This window comes from Tabrizicola sp., assembly GCF_030373185.1.
In the GTDB taxonomy this organism is placed as follows: domain Bacteria; phylum Pseudomonadota; class Alphaproteobacteria; order Rhodobacterales; family Rhodobacteraceae; genus Tabrizicola.
In genome coordinates this window covers 321,501-333,996 of record NZ_JAUCZH010000001.1, presented here as the reverse complement: position 1 = coordinate 333,996, position 12,496 = coordinate 321,501, and the positions used below count along the sequence as shown (strand labels likewise).

The 12,496-nt window shown below is 65.5% G+C and carries 11 protein-coding genes; 4 read left to right on the top strand and 7 right to left on the bottom strand.

The features are described 5' to 3' along the window. Nucleotides 1-8 precede the first annotated feature (8 nt). On the bottom strand, nucleotides 9-1,559 hold the full coding sequence (locus tag QUV21_RS01585) for a phytoene desaturase (protein ID WP_300853461.1): 1,551 nt from the start codon (nucleotides 1,557-1,559) through the stop codon (nucleotides 9-11). A 140-nt stretch (nucleotides 1,560-1,699) separates the two neighbouring features. Here QUV21_RS01585 and crtA point away from each other — a divergent pair, with 140 nt between their 5' ends. From crtA to bchO, 4 genes are all read left to right on the top strand, one after another. After that, nucleotides 1,700-2,425, top strand: coding sequence for a spheroidene monooxygenase (gene crtA, locus QUV21_RS01580; protein ID WP_300852699.1), 726 nt, complete (start codon nucleotides 1,700-1,702; stop codon nucleotides 2,423-2,425). A 7-nt stretch (nucleotides 2,426-2,432) separates the two neighbouring features. Next, nucleotides 2,433-3,455: a magnesium chelatase ATPase subunit I gene (gene bchI / locus QUV21_RS01575; protein ID WP_300852697.1), complete on the top strand. Its 1,023-nt coding sequence runs from the start codon at nucleotides 2,433-2,435 to the stop codon at nucleotides 3,453-3,455. Nucleotides 3,456-3,523: 68 nt separating this feature from the next. Continuing rightward, nucleotides 3,524-5,212: a magnesium chelatase subunit D gene (locus QUV21_RS01570; protein WP_300852695.1), complete on the top strand. Its 1,689-nt coding sequence runs from the start codon at nucleotides 3,524-3,526 to the stop codon at nucleotides 5,210-5,212. 1 nt (nucleotide 5,213) lies between these two features. Then, nucleotides 5,214-6,059, top strand: coding sequence for an alpha/beta fold hydrolase BchO (gene bchO / locus QUV21_RS01565; RefSeq protein WP_300852693.1), 846 nt, complete (start codon nucleotides 5,214-5,216; stop codon nucleotides 6,057-6,059). A gap of 70 nt (nucleotides 6,060-6,129) precedes the next feature. Here bchO and idi read toward each other — a convergent pair whose 3' ends face one another. The 6 genes from idi to bchE all read right to left on the bottom strand — a co-directional run bounded on the left by idi (nucleotide 6,130) and on the right by bchE (nucleotide 12,393). Further along, nucleotides 6,130-6,666, bottom strand: coding sequence for an isopentenyl-diphosphate Delta-isomerase (idi, locus tag QUV21_RS01560; RefSeq protein ID WP_300853460.1), 537 nt, complete (start codon nucleotides 6,664-6,666; stop codon nucleotides 6,130-6,132). Nucleotides 6,667-6,681: 15 nt separating this feature from the next. Next, entirely contained in the window at nucleotides 6,682-7,875 is a 1,194-nt protein-coding gene (locus tag QUV21_RS01555) for a geranylgeranyl diphosphate reductase (protein WP_300852692.1), read from the bottom strand. A 1-nt stretch (nucleotide 7,876) separates the two neighbouring features. Then, on the bottom strand, nucleotides 7,877-9,163 hold the full coding sequence (locus tag QUV21_RS01550; RefSeq protein ID WP_300852691.1) for a BCD family MFS transporter: 1,287 nt from the start codon (nucleotides 9,161-9,163) through the stop codon (nucleotides 7,877-7,879). Beyond that, complete coding sequence (gene chlG / locus QUV21_RS01545) at nucleotides 9,160-10,059, bottom strand: chlorophyll synthase ChlG (RefSeq protein ID WP_300852689.1); 900 nt, start codon at nucleotides 10,057-10,059, stop codon at nucleotides 9,160-9,162. The genes QUV21_RS01550 and chlG overlap by 4 nt, the downstream gene beginning before the upstream one ends. A 74-nt stretch (nucleotides 10,060-10,133) precedes the next feature. Beyond that, nucleotides 10,134-10,718 (bottom strand): bacteriochlorophyll 4-vinyl reductase, encoded by a 585-nt coding sequence (bchJ, locus tag QUV21_RS01540; RefSeq protein WP_300852688.1) that lies wholly within the window; start codon nucleotides 10,716-10,718, stop codon nucleotides 10,134-10,136. Nucleotides 10,719-10,722: 4 nt separating this feature from the next. Further along, nucleotides 10,723-12,393, bottom strand: coding sequence for a magnesium-protoporphyrin IX monomethyl ester anaerobic oxidative cyclase (gene bchE / locus QUV21_RS01535; protein ID WP_300852686.1), 1,671 nt, complete (start codon nucleotides 12,391-12,393; stop codon nucleotides 10,723-10,725). Nucleotides 12,394-12,496: the final 103 nt, after the last annotated feature.

The window sequence follows — 12,496 nt, the reverse complement described above, 5'->3', positions numbered from 1 at the left end:
CGGGGCCGTCATTCGGCGGCCATCGGCAAGGGCAGGTCGGTGACCCGCACGCTTGGCGCGGGGATCAGGCCCGCGGTGATTTCCGCCGTGCCGATCACCCCCGGCACACCTGCGCCGGGATGGGTGCCTGCACCGCAAAGGTAAAGGCCGGGCAGTTCTTCCGACACATTATGGGGCCGGAAATACGCCGATTGCAGGATGCGCGGTTCCAGCGAAAAGCCCGCACCAAAGGGCGACAGATAGCGGTCGCGGAAGGTTTCGGGGGTGAAGGTCACCTCGGCTGAAATCCGGTCACGAAAGCCGGGGATCAGGCGTTGTTCCAAGATGTCAGCCATGCGGTTGCGGTAGCTGTCCGACTCTTCGGCCCAGTTGGCGGCGTTGTGGCCAAGGTGCGGGACGGGGCTGAGGACATAGAATGTGTCATCGCCTTCCGGGGCTGCGGAGGGGTCGGTGACCGTGGGACGATGGACATAAAGGCTCATGTCCTTGGCCAGATGACCGGTGCGGAAGATGTCGCGGATGTGGTCCTTGTAGCGCGGGCCGACGACGATGGTGTGGTGGCCGGCATCGGGCCAGAGGTCGCGCGAGCCTTTGGTGCCGAAATACCAGACGAACAGCCCCATCGACCAGCGCGCGCGGGCCATGCGCTTGTCGGTCCAGCGGCGCTTGACGTGGTTGCGCAAGAACTGGCCATAGGTGAAACCGGGGTCGGCGTTGGAGACCACAACCTCGGCGTCGATCTGGCGACCGTCTTTCAAAAGCGCACCCGAGGCGCGGCCGTCGGTGACCGTAATCTCATCGACCTCCTGCCCCAGAAGGACACGGCCCCCCTGCCCCTCGATGACGCGCATCATGGCATCGGCTATCGCCTGCACCCCACCCATCGCGTAATGGACGCCAAAGGATGCCTCCAGATGGCTGACGAGCGAATACATGCTGGTGACGCGGAACGGATCGCCACCGATGAACAGTGGATGAAACGAAAGCGCAAAGCGCAGATGCGGGTCTTTCACGCGCGACGCGGCATGGGCATGAACCGACTTGTCAGCCCGCATCATCGCGAATTTGGGCAGCACCTTGATCAGGTCGATCAGCTTGTGCATCGGGCGGCGGCCCAGGTCTTCAAAGCCGAAGGCATAGCGGGCGCGTGCGTCCTTCAGGAACCGCTGGAAGCCCGGAAGATCGGTTGGCGAGACACGGGCAACCTCCTCCTCCATCGCCTTGGCATCACCGCGCATGGTGAAGCGTTCGCCATCGTCAAAGCGGATCTCGTAGAACGGATCCATCGGGCGCAGGTCGACATCCTTGTGGAAATCAAGGCCACATGCGGCCCAGAGGTCGCGCAGGATCTGCGGGACGGTCACGATGGTCGGGCCAAGATCGAAGCGGTGGCCAGCTTGGGTGATCGAAGACCCGCGCCCGCCGGGGCGGTCCAGTCGGTCGATCACCGTGACGCGCCAGCCCTTCGCGCCAAGGCGCATCGCGGTGGCAAGCCCGCCAAGGCCCGCGCCGATCACCAGCACCTCACCCTGTCCGGAAGGGGTTGCGGGGCGGGGCATGGGGTGTGGGCGTGTTGTCATGGGGTTGATGATAGAGTGTCTAGCTAGATTTACAACTGCGCAGATCATGCGGCAAAACAACCCTTTCAGTGCGGCGGATTTGCGGTAGACTGTCAGTGCAACGTTACACTGGACCGCGAATGCCGACTGCAACCCTTAGCCTGTTCCGTTTTCAGGGCCTTGGCCTGAAGCTATGGGTCATCGGCCAGATGGCCCTTGCGCGTCTGGCCTTGCGGCGCGAACCGCATCTGATGTTCTGGAAGCTTTGCGGCTCTGGCACGGGGGAAGGTTTCACCCCGAAACCGAACTGGGGGGTCTGGGCGATTCTTGCCGTCTGGCCGGATGAGGCTGCGGCGCGCGAACACATCGCGCAAAGCCCGGTCTGGCAACGCTGGCGCGCGCGCGCCGCCGAGTCCTGCTCGATCTACATGTCCCCCCTTTCGGCGCGGGGATCATGGGCCGGGGTCAACCCTTTCGTGCCAGAACACCACCCCGCACCCCACCCCGCCGATCCTGACGGCCCGCTTGCCGTTCTGACCCGCGCCAGCGTGAAACCGGGGCGCGCGCTGCGGTTCTGGCGCCGGGTTCCCGACATCTCTGCCGTGATCGGGCAGGATCCGTATGTCCTGTTCAAGATCGGGATCGGTGAAGTGCCGCTTTTGCACCAGATCACCTTTTCCATCTGGCCCGATGCCGCCAGCATGGCCCGTTTTGCCCGGGGTGACGGCCCGCATGGCCGCGCCATTCAGGCTGTGCGACAAGAGGGCTGGTTCACCGATGAACTTTACGCCCGTTTCCGTGTTCTGGGGGTTGAGGGGCGCTGGAATGGCGCTCCGCTCCTTCCCACCCTGTCCCAAGCCGCATGAGGCCCAGATGACCAAGACCCACGCCCCGCGCCAGCCCTTCCCCTTCTCGGCCATCGTCGGGCAGGAAGACATGAAGGCCGCGATGATCCTGACCGCGATCGACCCCGGCATCGGCGGCGTGCTTGTCTTTGGCGACCGTGGCACCGGAAAATCCACCGCCGTCCGCGCGCTTGCGGCCCTGCTGCCCCCGATCGAGGCGGTGGAGGGCTGCCCGATCAACGCCCCCCGCCGCGACCTTTGCCCGCCTTGGGCGCAAGGGCTGACGGACCGGATGGTGACCAAGCCGACGCCCGTGGTCGATCTGCCCCTTGGTGTGACCGAAGACCGGGTCGTAGGCGCGCTGGACATTGAACGTGCGCTGACCCGGGGGGAAAAGGCGTTCGAGCCGGGCCTTCTGGCGCGGGCGAACCGGGGGTATCTTTACATCGACGAAGTGAACCTTCTGGAAGATCACATCGTTGACCTGCTGCTGGACGTGGCGCAATCGGGCGAAAACGTGGTGGAACGCGAGGGCCTGTCAATCCGCCACCCGGCGCGCTTTGTGCTGGTGGGGTCCGGCAACCCCGAAGAAGGCGAGTTGCGCCCGCAATTGCTGGACCGGTTCGGGCTGTCGGTCGAGGTAACTTCGCCCAAGGATATCGAGACCCGGGTCGAGGTGATCCGCCGCCGCGATGCCTATGAAAACCAGTATGACAAGTTCATGAAAACGTGGCGGGTGATGGATGCCGGCCTGCGCAACCAGATATTGGCGGCGCGGGAGGCGTTGCCGAAGCTGAAGACTCCGGGCGTGGTCCTGCACGATTGCGCGGCCTTGTGTCTGGCCTTGGGGTCTGACGGCTTGCGGGGTGAGTTGACGCTTCTGCGCGCCGCCCGTGCGCTCGCCGCGTTCGAGGGTGATACCGCCGTGCGCCGCACCCACCTGCGCCGGGTCGCCCCCATGGCCCTGTCGCACCGCCTGCGCCGCGACCCGCTGGATGAGGCAGGATCAGCCGCCCGCGTGGGCCGGACGCTGGCGGAGGTTCTGCCCTGACCGAAATGTCCGCCATCGAACTGCCAGAAGACACGGCCCCGGAATTGGGCCCAGAATTGGGTCCAGCATTGGCGCTTTCGGCCCCTTGGGCGCGGGTGCGGCTGGCGCTGATGGCCTTGGCGGTGGACCCGGCGGGCCTGGGTGGCTTGTGGCTGCGGGCGCGGTCCGGGCCGGTGCGCGATACGGTGAGCGCTGCACTTGGTGCGCTGCCATTGCCGGTGCGCCGCCTGCATCCCTCGCTTGGCGATGAAGCCCTCTTCGGCGGGCTGGACCTGACAGCGACACTGGCCGAAGGGCGGCAGGTGCGGACCGAAGGGCTTTTGGCGCGGCCTTCGGTCTTGGTGCTGGCCATGGCGGAACGCTGCCCGGCGGGTCTTGCCGCGCGGCTGGCGCAGGCTTTGGATGATCCGAAACACTGTCTTGTCGCGCTGGACGAAGGGGCTGACGCCGAAGAGGCCTTGCCGGGGGCATTGGCCGACCGTCTGGCACTGTTTCTTCCCTTGGACGACATCGCCCTGGCCGAGGCGGTGCCTTTGGCACTGGACATGGACCAGATCGCAACGGCGCGGGCGCAATTCCTGCGGCTGCGGGTGCCGCCTCGTGCTGCCGTGACGCTGGCCGGGGTTGCCGCAAGTCTTGGCATCGGCTCGCTGCGTGCGCCCTTGCTCGCCTTGCGTCTGGCGCGGGTGATCGCGGCCTTGCGCGGTCATGCCGGGGTGCGGCGCGAAGATGTGACGACAGCGGCGGAACTGGTCTTTGCCCACCGCGCGACCCGCTGGCCGCAGACGGCAGAGGACCAACCCCCGCCCCCTGCCCCCGAAGCCGAGAACGAGGGCGAAAGCGACGGCGAAAGCCGCCCGGACTCCGGCGAGATACCCGAAGAACTGGTGCTGGAGGCGGTGCGCGCTGCCCTGCCCGAGGCGCTTCTGGACCGGCTGGCCATTGCCCGCGCGGCAAGGGCAACAGGCGGGGCCACCGGATCGGGCGAGGCGCGGCCCGGGCATAGCCACGGCCGCCCCCTGTCGGCGCGGCCGGGGCGGCCTTCGGCGGGGCTCAGGCTGGATCTGATCGCCACCTTGCGCGCGGCGGCCCCGTGGCAGGGGATGCGGCGCAAGACGGCGTTGCAGGACCGGCTGGTGCATATTCGTCCGTCAGACCTGCGGATCAGGCGCTATCAGGAACGCAACGAGCGCGTGCTGATCTTTGCCGTCGATGCCTCTGGCTCGGCCGCGCTGGCAAGGTTGGCCGAAGCAAAGGGGGCGGTTGAACTCCTCCTCGCCCGGGCCTATGCGCGGCGCGACCATGTGGCGCTGATTGCCTTTCGCGGGGCGGGGGCAGAGCTGATCCTGCCGCCCACGCGGTCTCTGGTGCAGACCAAGCGGCGGCTGGCGGGCTTGCCCGGGGGGGGTGGCACGCCCTTGGCGGCGGCCTTGCAGATGGCGCAGGACACCGCAGTTCGGGCGCGGGCCAAGGGCTTGACCCCGGTGCTGGCGCTGTTGACCGACGGGCGGGCGAATGTGGCGCTGGACGGCACCCCCGGCCGCGCGCGGGCCGAGGCCGAGGCGGAAGTGGCGGCGAAAGCATGGCGGCGGGCGGGGTTTGCCGGTGTGGTGATCGACACGGCCAACCGCCCTCAAGACGGGTTGCGCCAGTTGTCGGTGACATTGGGCGCGACCTACCTGCCCTTGCCCCGCGCGACGGCGGAACGGCTGTCATCCGCCCTTGAGGCGGCGCTTGCGCCGATGCAAGCTGGCTGAAATGCCAAACACCCTTCCCCCCGACTGGCCCCACCGATCCGAGGCCCGCCAGATCCGCGCGCGCCCGCATGACTGGTGCGTGATCGACCACGGCGCTGGACCGCAAGTGCTGCTTTTGCACGGCGCGGGTGCTTCGGGCCATTCGTTCCGGCATCTGATTCCCGCGCTTTCGGGCTGGCGCTCGATCGTGCCGGACCTTCCGGGTCAGGGCTTTACCCGCGCCGGTTCGCGCACGCGGTTCGGGATCGAACCGATGGCCGAGGATCTGGCCACACTTTTGGCGCAGGAAGGCTGGACCCCGGAAGTGGTGATCGGCCATTCCGCCGGGGCGGCATTGGCCTTGCAGCTTTCCACCCTGATCCCCTTGCGCGCGGTCGTCGGCATCAACGCAGCCCTTGGCCAGTTCGAGGGCGCTGCGGGGTTCCTGTTTCCGCTTCTGGCACGGGCGCTGTCGATCACGCCCTTCGTGCCATCGGTGATCAGCCGCTTGTGGGGGACGCCTAGCAAGGTGCGCAGCCTGCTGGACAACACCGGCTCGCCCATGGATGCGGCAGGCGTGGCGCAATACCTGACGCTGGTGCGAAAGGCGGCGCATGTTGACGGCACGTTAGGCATGATGGCGCAGTGGCGGATCGACCGGCTTATGGCGCGGGCGACGCAACTGACGGCGCGAACGCTTTTGCTGGCTACGGCGGGCGACAGGATCGTGCCGCCCCGGATATCAAGGCAGGCCGGAGAGATGCTGCCAAGGGCCGATTATCTGGAACTGCCGGGTCTGGGGCATCTGGCGCATGAAGAAGACGCAGGCGCGATTGCAGGCGCAATCACCGGCTGGCTGGCGCGCTGAAGGGCAGGCCAAGAGCAAATCTTTTCAAAAGGGTTTTCAAATTCCTTCGAAGGAATTTGTCGTTCGACACCTAGCGAAGGCTTGATGCCATCGCGCCGAAAATGCTGTCCATATGTTCGGTCAGATAGATCCGCAGCCATGGTGTGAACTGGTCAGGCGTACGCAGCACCTCGGCGGACAGGTCGTAAAGATCGACCCAGCGTACCGCCTGCACTTCGGACGGGTTTGGCACGACACGAAGATCTGCCGGGGCTTCGGCGACAAAGATATCCACCAGCTCATGCTCGATCAGGCCACTGCCGACATCGGCGCGGTATTCCACCCGGCCAGCAAAGGCGGGATAAAGCCCGGTGATCCCCAATTCCTCGCGCAATCGCCGCACAGCACAGGTCGCGGGGTCTTCGTCCCAGCGCGGATGGGTGCAGCAGGTGTTGGCCCACAGGCCCGGCGTATGATACTTGCCCGCCGCGCGCTGCTGGATCAGCACGCGCGGGCCGTCCAGCACGAAGACCGACACCGCCTTGTGGCGCAGGCCGCGCTGATGCACGTCCAGCTTGCCCACGGGTTGCAGACGCCCGTCAACCCAGGCAGGGATCATTTCTTCCAGGCTTCCGTCCATGTGTCAGGTCCAGCTTGGTTTCACCCAGCCCATCAGATGCGCGACATTCTTCACGCCGATCTTGAGATGAGCCAGTGGCCGCGCGGCGACCAGTTTCTTGTTCATGTAGGCCTCGAAGGTCAGCTTCTGCACGTCTATGTCATGGCAGAGGCTCACAAAGCGTTCGCGCCGGTCGTCTGACTTGTAATAGGCGTCCTGCATCGACCGCAAGACTTTGAACACGGTCTTGTTGTCCTTCATGAAGAGCTTGCGCGCAAGTTTCAGGTCGCGCGCCTTGCCCGAGGCCAGTGCCGCCTGTGCCGCAGTCGCCGCCACCCGGCCACCAAGCATGGCGTAGTAGATCCCCTCGCCCGAGCTGGGGGCCACTACCCCCGCCGCATCACCAGCCAGCACCACGTCGCGGCCATTGTCCCAACGGTCCAGGGGTTTGAGCGGGATCGGCGCACCTTCACGGCGGATGGTTTCGCAAGCGGTCAGGCCCGCCGAAGCGCGCAGCGCGGCGGTGGCCTCTTTCAGGTTCACCCCGTCGATCCCCGTCCCCATCCCCACACTGGCCTGCGCACCATGCGGGAACACCCAGCCGTAGAAGTCAGGCGAAATCCGGCCGTCATAGATCACGTCACAGCGGCCGGGATCATAGTCGGCATTGGCGGCGGCCATAGCCTCGGGGGCCTTGATGATCTCATGATAGGCGATGACGTAAGGAATGGTATCGCCGCCCGGCACCTCATCGCGCGCCACGACCGACCGCGCGCCATCCGCACCGATGATCAGTTTCGTCAGGCTGCGGCGTTCCTCACCCGAGGCCTTGTCGCGCCAGACGACATGGGTGCCGGCGCTGTCGCGTTCAATCCGCAGGTAGGTGCCGGTCAGGCGGTCCGCCCCGGCCTGCACCGCCCGCACCCGCAGGAATTCGTCGAAATGTTCGCGGTCGACCATGCCAACATAGCCGTTTTCAATGTGGATATCGACCGACCGGCCCGTGGGCGAGATCATCCGGGCGGTGCTCACCTTGGCGACGATCAGGTCATCGGGGATGGCGAAATCCTGAATCGCGCGGGGCGGGACAGCACCCCCGCAGGGTTTGATCCGGCCGTCGCGGTCCAGCATCGCCACACGTTTGCCGGCACGGGCAAGGTCTTCGGCTGCGGTTGCCCCGGAAGGCCCGCCGCCCACAACGAATACATCGTAGGTCATGTCATTCTCCCGGAACCAGTTGCGGCGCGGGGGCGCGCAGCCGCCCACCGTCGATGATCCGCCAGGCCATCACCCCGGCAGCAAGAAACAGTCCAGCCTCGATCACGAAGACCAGACTGAAGGCGTCGGCGGTATCGCGCGACAGGCGCAGGACATCGACCAGCGCCGCCCCGGCAAAGCCGCCAAGGCCCTGCGCGATGGCCTGGCTCGCGCCCCAAACCCCCATCCGCGTGCCTTCACGCCCGCTGCGCCCCTGCCCGGCAAGCTGCATCATCGCCCCGATCGAGGCGATGGCGAACATGCCGGTAAAGACGCCCAGCACGGTGACGGCAGGGGTGAGAAGGCCGATTCCAAGCTGACCGAGGGCTGCGATGACGACAAGCATGACCGCCGAGCCGACGCAGCCGGCGGTGACCCAGCCCCGCAAGCTGCCGATCTTCAGCCCCGAAACCGCGATGCCCACGGCCAGCATGCCGATGAACATGCCCGCATGCTGCGCCCCGGAAAGCGAGGTGGATTGGCCGGGCGAATAGGCGAAGACAAGGCCCGCATAGGGCTCAAGGATCAGTTCCTGAAGGAAAAACGCGGTCATCGACAGGAAGATGAACAGGGTGAAGACGCGCGTACGGGTTTCCGACCAGACCTCGGCCAGACCTTTCAGAAGCGGGGTATGGTCGGGCGCACGGACGGGGATGACGCGCGCCTCGATCCCGTGAATCGCGGCGGCGGTCAGCAGGACGGCCCCGGCGGTGACAACGGCCACGATGACCATCAGCCGCTCGGGCGAATAGGGGTCAAGCAGCGCGCCGATCACGCCGGAACTGACCGCGATGCCGAAGATCATCATCAGCCAGGTGATCGTGGCCGCCGCCGCCCGACGTTCCGGCGCACAACCGGTGGCCAAAAGCGCCAGAAGTGAGGTGCCGGACGCCCCGGCGCCAATGCCGATCAACACATAGGCCAGGACGGAAACCACCAGCCCCCAGCCCTGCCCCGCCACCTCCAGCGCCACCATCAGCGAGGCGAGCGCCGCCCCGAAAGACAAGATCGCCATGCCGCCGATGATGAACCGCGTGCGCTTGCCTTCTGCGTCGGACCAGAAGCCCCAGCTGGGCCTTGTGATCTGGACAAAGGAATGCAGCGCCACCAGCGCGCCCGACAGCATCGCGGGCAAGGCCAGCTCGACGACCATCAGCCGGTTCAGTGTGGATGTCGTCAACACCACCACCGCGCCAAGGCATAATTGCACAAGGCCAAGCCGCGCGATCTGGGTCCATGACAGCGTCATGCCAGCCCCCGAAGCGCAAAGGCCGTGACCATCATCCCGGTGACGTAAAGCACCACCCCGGTGCCGTTATACCAAGGCGCCTTGCCCTTGGGGTCACGAAACAGAACCCGCATCGCCGCCACTTGCGCGGCCAGAAGGGCAGTGACGGCAAGCGCATGCCATGGCTTGTCGAGAACAAGCAGGAAGGCAATCACCAAGGCTTGCGCCAACGCCATCACTGTGCAGGCGATCTTGGCGGCAACCTCGGGGCCAAGCACCACGGGAAGCGAACGGACGCCGTGCTGACGGTCGCCCTCTAGTGCCTTGAAATCGTTCAGGGTCATGATGCCATGCGCGCCGAAGGCGTAGAGCGCGGCCATGACCACCACTTCAAATCGCGGGGCCGCGCTTAACAGGACGGCGGCACCGGTGAACCATGGCAGGCCCTCATAGCTGAGGCCCACTAGCCCCGGCCCCCACCAGCCCGACCGCTTCAGCCGGATCGGTTCAGCACTATAGGCCCAAGCGGCAATAACCCCGACCACGGTCGCGCCAAAGCCCCAAGGGCCAAGGAGCCAGCCCACCGCCAGCGACAGCACCGTCATCGCCAGCGCGATCCAAAGCCCCCAGCGCCCCGGAATCCGGCCCGAGGGGATGGGCCGATCCGGTTCGTTCACCGCATCGACATGCCGGTCGCACCAGTCATTCGCAGCCTGACTCATCCCGCAGACGATAGGGCCGGCCAGGACCATCCCCAGCACCACCATCGGCCAGTTTTCCCCCAACGGCACCGCAGAAGAGACGGCGCCGCACAGAAAGGCCCAGATCGGCGGGAACCATGTGATCGGTTTGATCAACCGCAGCATGGCGCGCGGCTCGGGGTATTGGCGGGGGCGTAGCGTTTCACTGACAGTCATGTGTCAATTAAACATTACAACTTGGAGTCGGGCAAGCATTGCTTTCCAAGCTGGACTGACAGGTTGTCGCGGCGTCAGCGCGCGCGAATGACAAAGCGGCTGGCGCGGCGATCTTCGGTTGCCTCAACCCGGGCATTTGGCCAGACCAGCGCCTGATACAGCCGGGCGAACACCGCCGCATGCCAATGACAGTGCCGCCCACCGCCGGGCGACAAAGGGTTGTTCCCGATCTCGACCGTCAAGGGGGCGCGGGAGGCCACGCGAAAGTGGCCCGACCCGACAAAGGTCCAGGCGTGGCGGGTGATCGCGGCAGTCAGGAGCCTTGCGCCCAAGGCAGCTGGCAGCGCGCGGATCAGCGCCTTGGCCGGGCCGGGAATGCGGTTGGCCAGAATGTAATCCGCCGTAGCGGCCCCGGCCTTGGCCATCAGACCCTCGGCCCGGTTTGGCAAGTCGCGGTAGACCGCAAGATGCACTGCGCGGCAGGCGGCCTCGGGCCACATCCCGGCATCGTCTGGCGGAACCGACTGGCCTGACCCGCGCATCACCCAATCGCGGGTCGTGCGGCCTTCTTCGGCATCCAGCACCGCCACCAGTTGCAGGATCGCGTTTGGCCCGATCCGCGCGGTCTTTTCGGCGAACGGGGCGCTGCCGCCATCCATCGGCCTACTCCGCCGGTTCCTGCATCTGTTCGCGCCCACCACCGCAGGCCATCGGCCCAAGGTCCGGCACGCCGTCAGGCTCTCTGGCCCGATCCTTGGCGCGGTCCTTCATCTGGGCGCGCACGGCCTCTTGCCGTTCCTTGTGCTTGCGGCTGCGTTCGGCGCTGGCCTCCCAATCGGCCATCTGGGCCTCGGCGATGGTGCGGGTCTCGTCAAAGTGGAAATCGACCTGTCCCTTGGTCTGCGGGCCCCAATAGCCAGCCTTGCCAAGGTCATAGAAGGTGCGCCCGACCCCGGCCTTGAGAAAGGCCTTGAGGCAGCCCAGAAGATAGCGTCGCCGGAAGCCGGTGCCGCGCCACGGATAGTGGAACAGCGCCTTGCGCATGTAGAAGCGGCGGTAGTTCTTCATCACCCCGTCGAGGAGTTCCCCCCGCGTCATCGCAGCGGGCTTCATGATCGGCGTGACGAAATTGTATTTCGAGAAATCAAAGACTTCGACCTGATCCTTGATCTCCTGAAACAGCGGCGTGAATGGCCAAGGGGTATACATCGACCAGTTGGCAAGGTCGGGCTGCCAATCCCATGCCATCTTGAAGGTTTCCTCCAGCGTCTCGGGCGTCTCGTTGTCCAGACCGACGATGAACTGGGCCTCGGTGAAGATATCGGCCTTCCGCAAGAGGCGGATGGCTTCCTTGTTCTCTTCGACCTTGGTTTCCTTGTTGAAGAGATCGAGCTTCAGCTGCGCCGCCGCCTCGGTGCCAAGCGAGACATGGACCAGCCCGGCCTCACGATAGAACGTCAAGAGGTCACGGTCGCGGTAGATATCCGTCACACGGGTATTGATGCCCCATTTGACGCGCTTGTTCAGGCCGCGGTCGATCAGCTCCTGACAGAACTCGACGAATTTCTTCTTGTTGATGGTGGGTTCCTCATCGGCAAGGATGAAGAAGCCGACGCCATGGTTCGTCACCAGATCCTCGATCTCGTCGGCCACGGCCTTCGGGTCGCGCACGCGGTAATCGCGCCAGAACTTCCATTGCGAACAGAAGGAACAGGTAAAGGGGCAGCCCCGCGCCATGTTGGGGATCGCGACCTTCACGCCCAGCGGGATGTAGATGTAGTGCGGCCAGTCGATCAGCGTCCAGTCGGGGCGGATGCTGTCGAGATCCTTGACCGTGGGCGCGGCTTGGGTGGCTACAATCTCATTACCGTCGTGAAAGGCAAGACCCTTGATCTTGCGCCGATCTGCGGGCCAGCGGCCATCACGGACAGCTTCGGCAAGGGCGGTCATGATCTCTTCGCCCTCACCGCGCACGATCACGTCGATCCACGGCGCTTCGGACAGGACTTGCCGGAACATGAAGGTTGCGTGAACCCCGCCCAGCACCCGAACGGCGTTGGGGATGGCTTCCGAGGCAATCTTCAGAACCTCTTCGGCGGCATAGATCGATGGGGTGATCGAAGTCACGCCGATGATGTCGGGTTGCAGTGCGACCAGCTTGGCGCGCAGGTCTTCGCCGCCGACATGCATCGTCATCGCGTCGATGAAGTGGATGTCGTCAAAGCCCTTGGACTTGAGGCTTCCCGCCAGATAGGCAACCCATGCGGGGGGCCAGTTGCCGGCAATCTCGGCCCCGCCGGAATGGTAGTTGGGATGGACGAAGACGATGCGCATGGCGGTTCTCCCTCATGTCAACTCAAGTTGACAGGGGTGCCGCAGGTTTTCATTGATTCAGGTCAAATGGCTGAACCGCAACGCGTACCCGGAAATTGGCGCC

What these genes read in the sequence shown, in the direction of transcription:
- chlG (WP_300852689.1), bottom strand. Translation starts at nt 10,059, where the DNA reads ATGACTGTCAGTGAAACGCTACGCCCCCGCCAATACCCCGAGCCGCGC.
- bchI (WP_300852697.1), top strand. Translation starts at nt 2,433, where the DNA reads ATGACCAAGACCCACGCCCCGCGCCAGCCCTTCCCCTTCTCGGCCATC.
- QUV21_RS01585 (WP_300853461.1), bottom strand. Translation starts at nt 1,559, where the DNA reads ATGCCCCGCCCCGCAACCCCTTCCGGACAGGGTGAGGTGCTGGTGATC.
- bchJ (WP_300852688.1), bottom strand. Translation starts at nt 10,718, where the DNA reads ATGGATGGCGGCAGCGCCCCGTTCGCCGAAAAGACCGCGCGGATCGGG.
- crtA (WP_300852699.1), top strand. Translation starts at nt 1,700, where the DNA reads ATGCCGACTGCAACCCTTAGCCTGTTCCGTTTTCAGGGCCTTGGCCTG.
- bchO (WP_300852693.1), top strand. Translation starts at nt 5,214, where the DNA reads ATGCCAAACACCCTTCCCCCCGACTGGCCCCACCGATCCGAGGCCCGC.
- QUV21_RS01550 (WP_300852691.1), bottom strand. Translation starts at nt 9,163, where the DNA reads ATGACGCTGTCATGGACCCAGATCGCGCGGCTTGGCCTTGTGCAATTA.
- QUV21_RS01555 (WP_300852692.1), bottom strand. Translation starts at nt 7,875, where the DNA reads ATGACCTACGATGTATTCGTTGTGGGCGGCGGGCCTTCCGGGGCAACC.
- bchE (WP_300852686.1), bottom strand. Translation starts at nt 12,393, where the DNA reads ATGCGCATCGTCTTCGTCCATCCCAACTACCATTCCGGCGGGGCCGAG.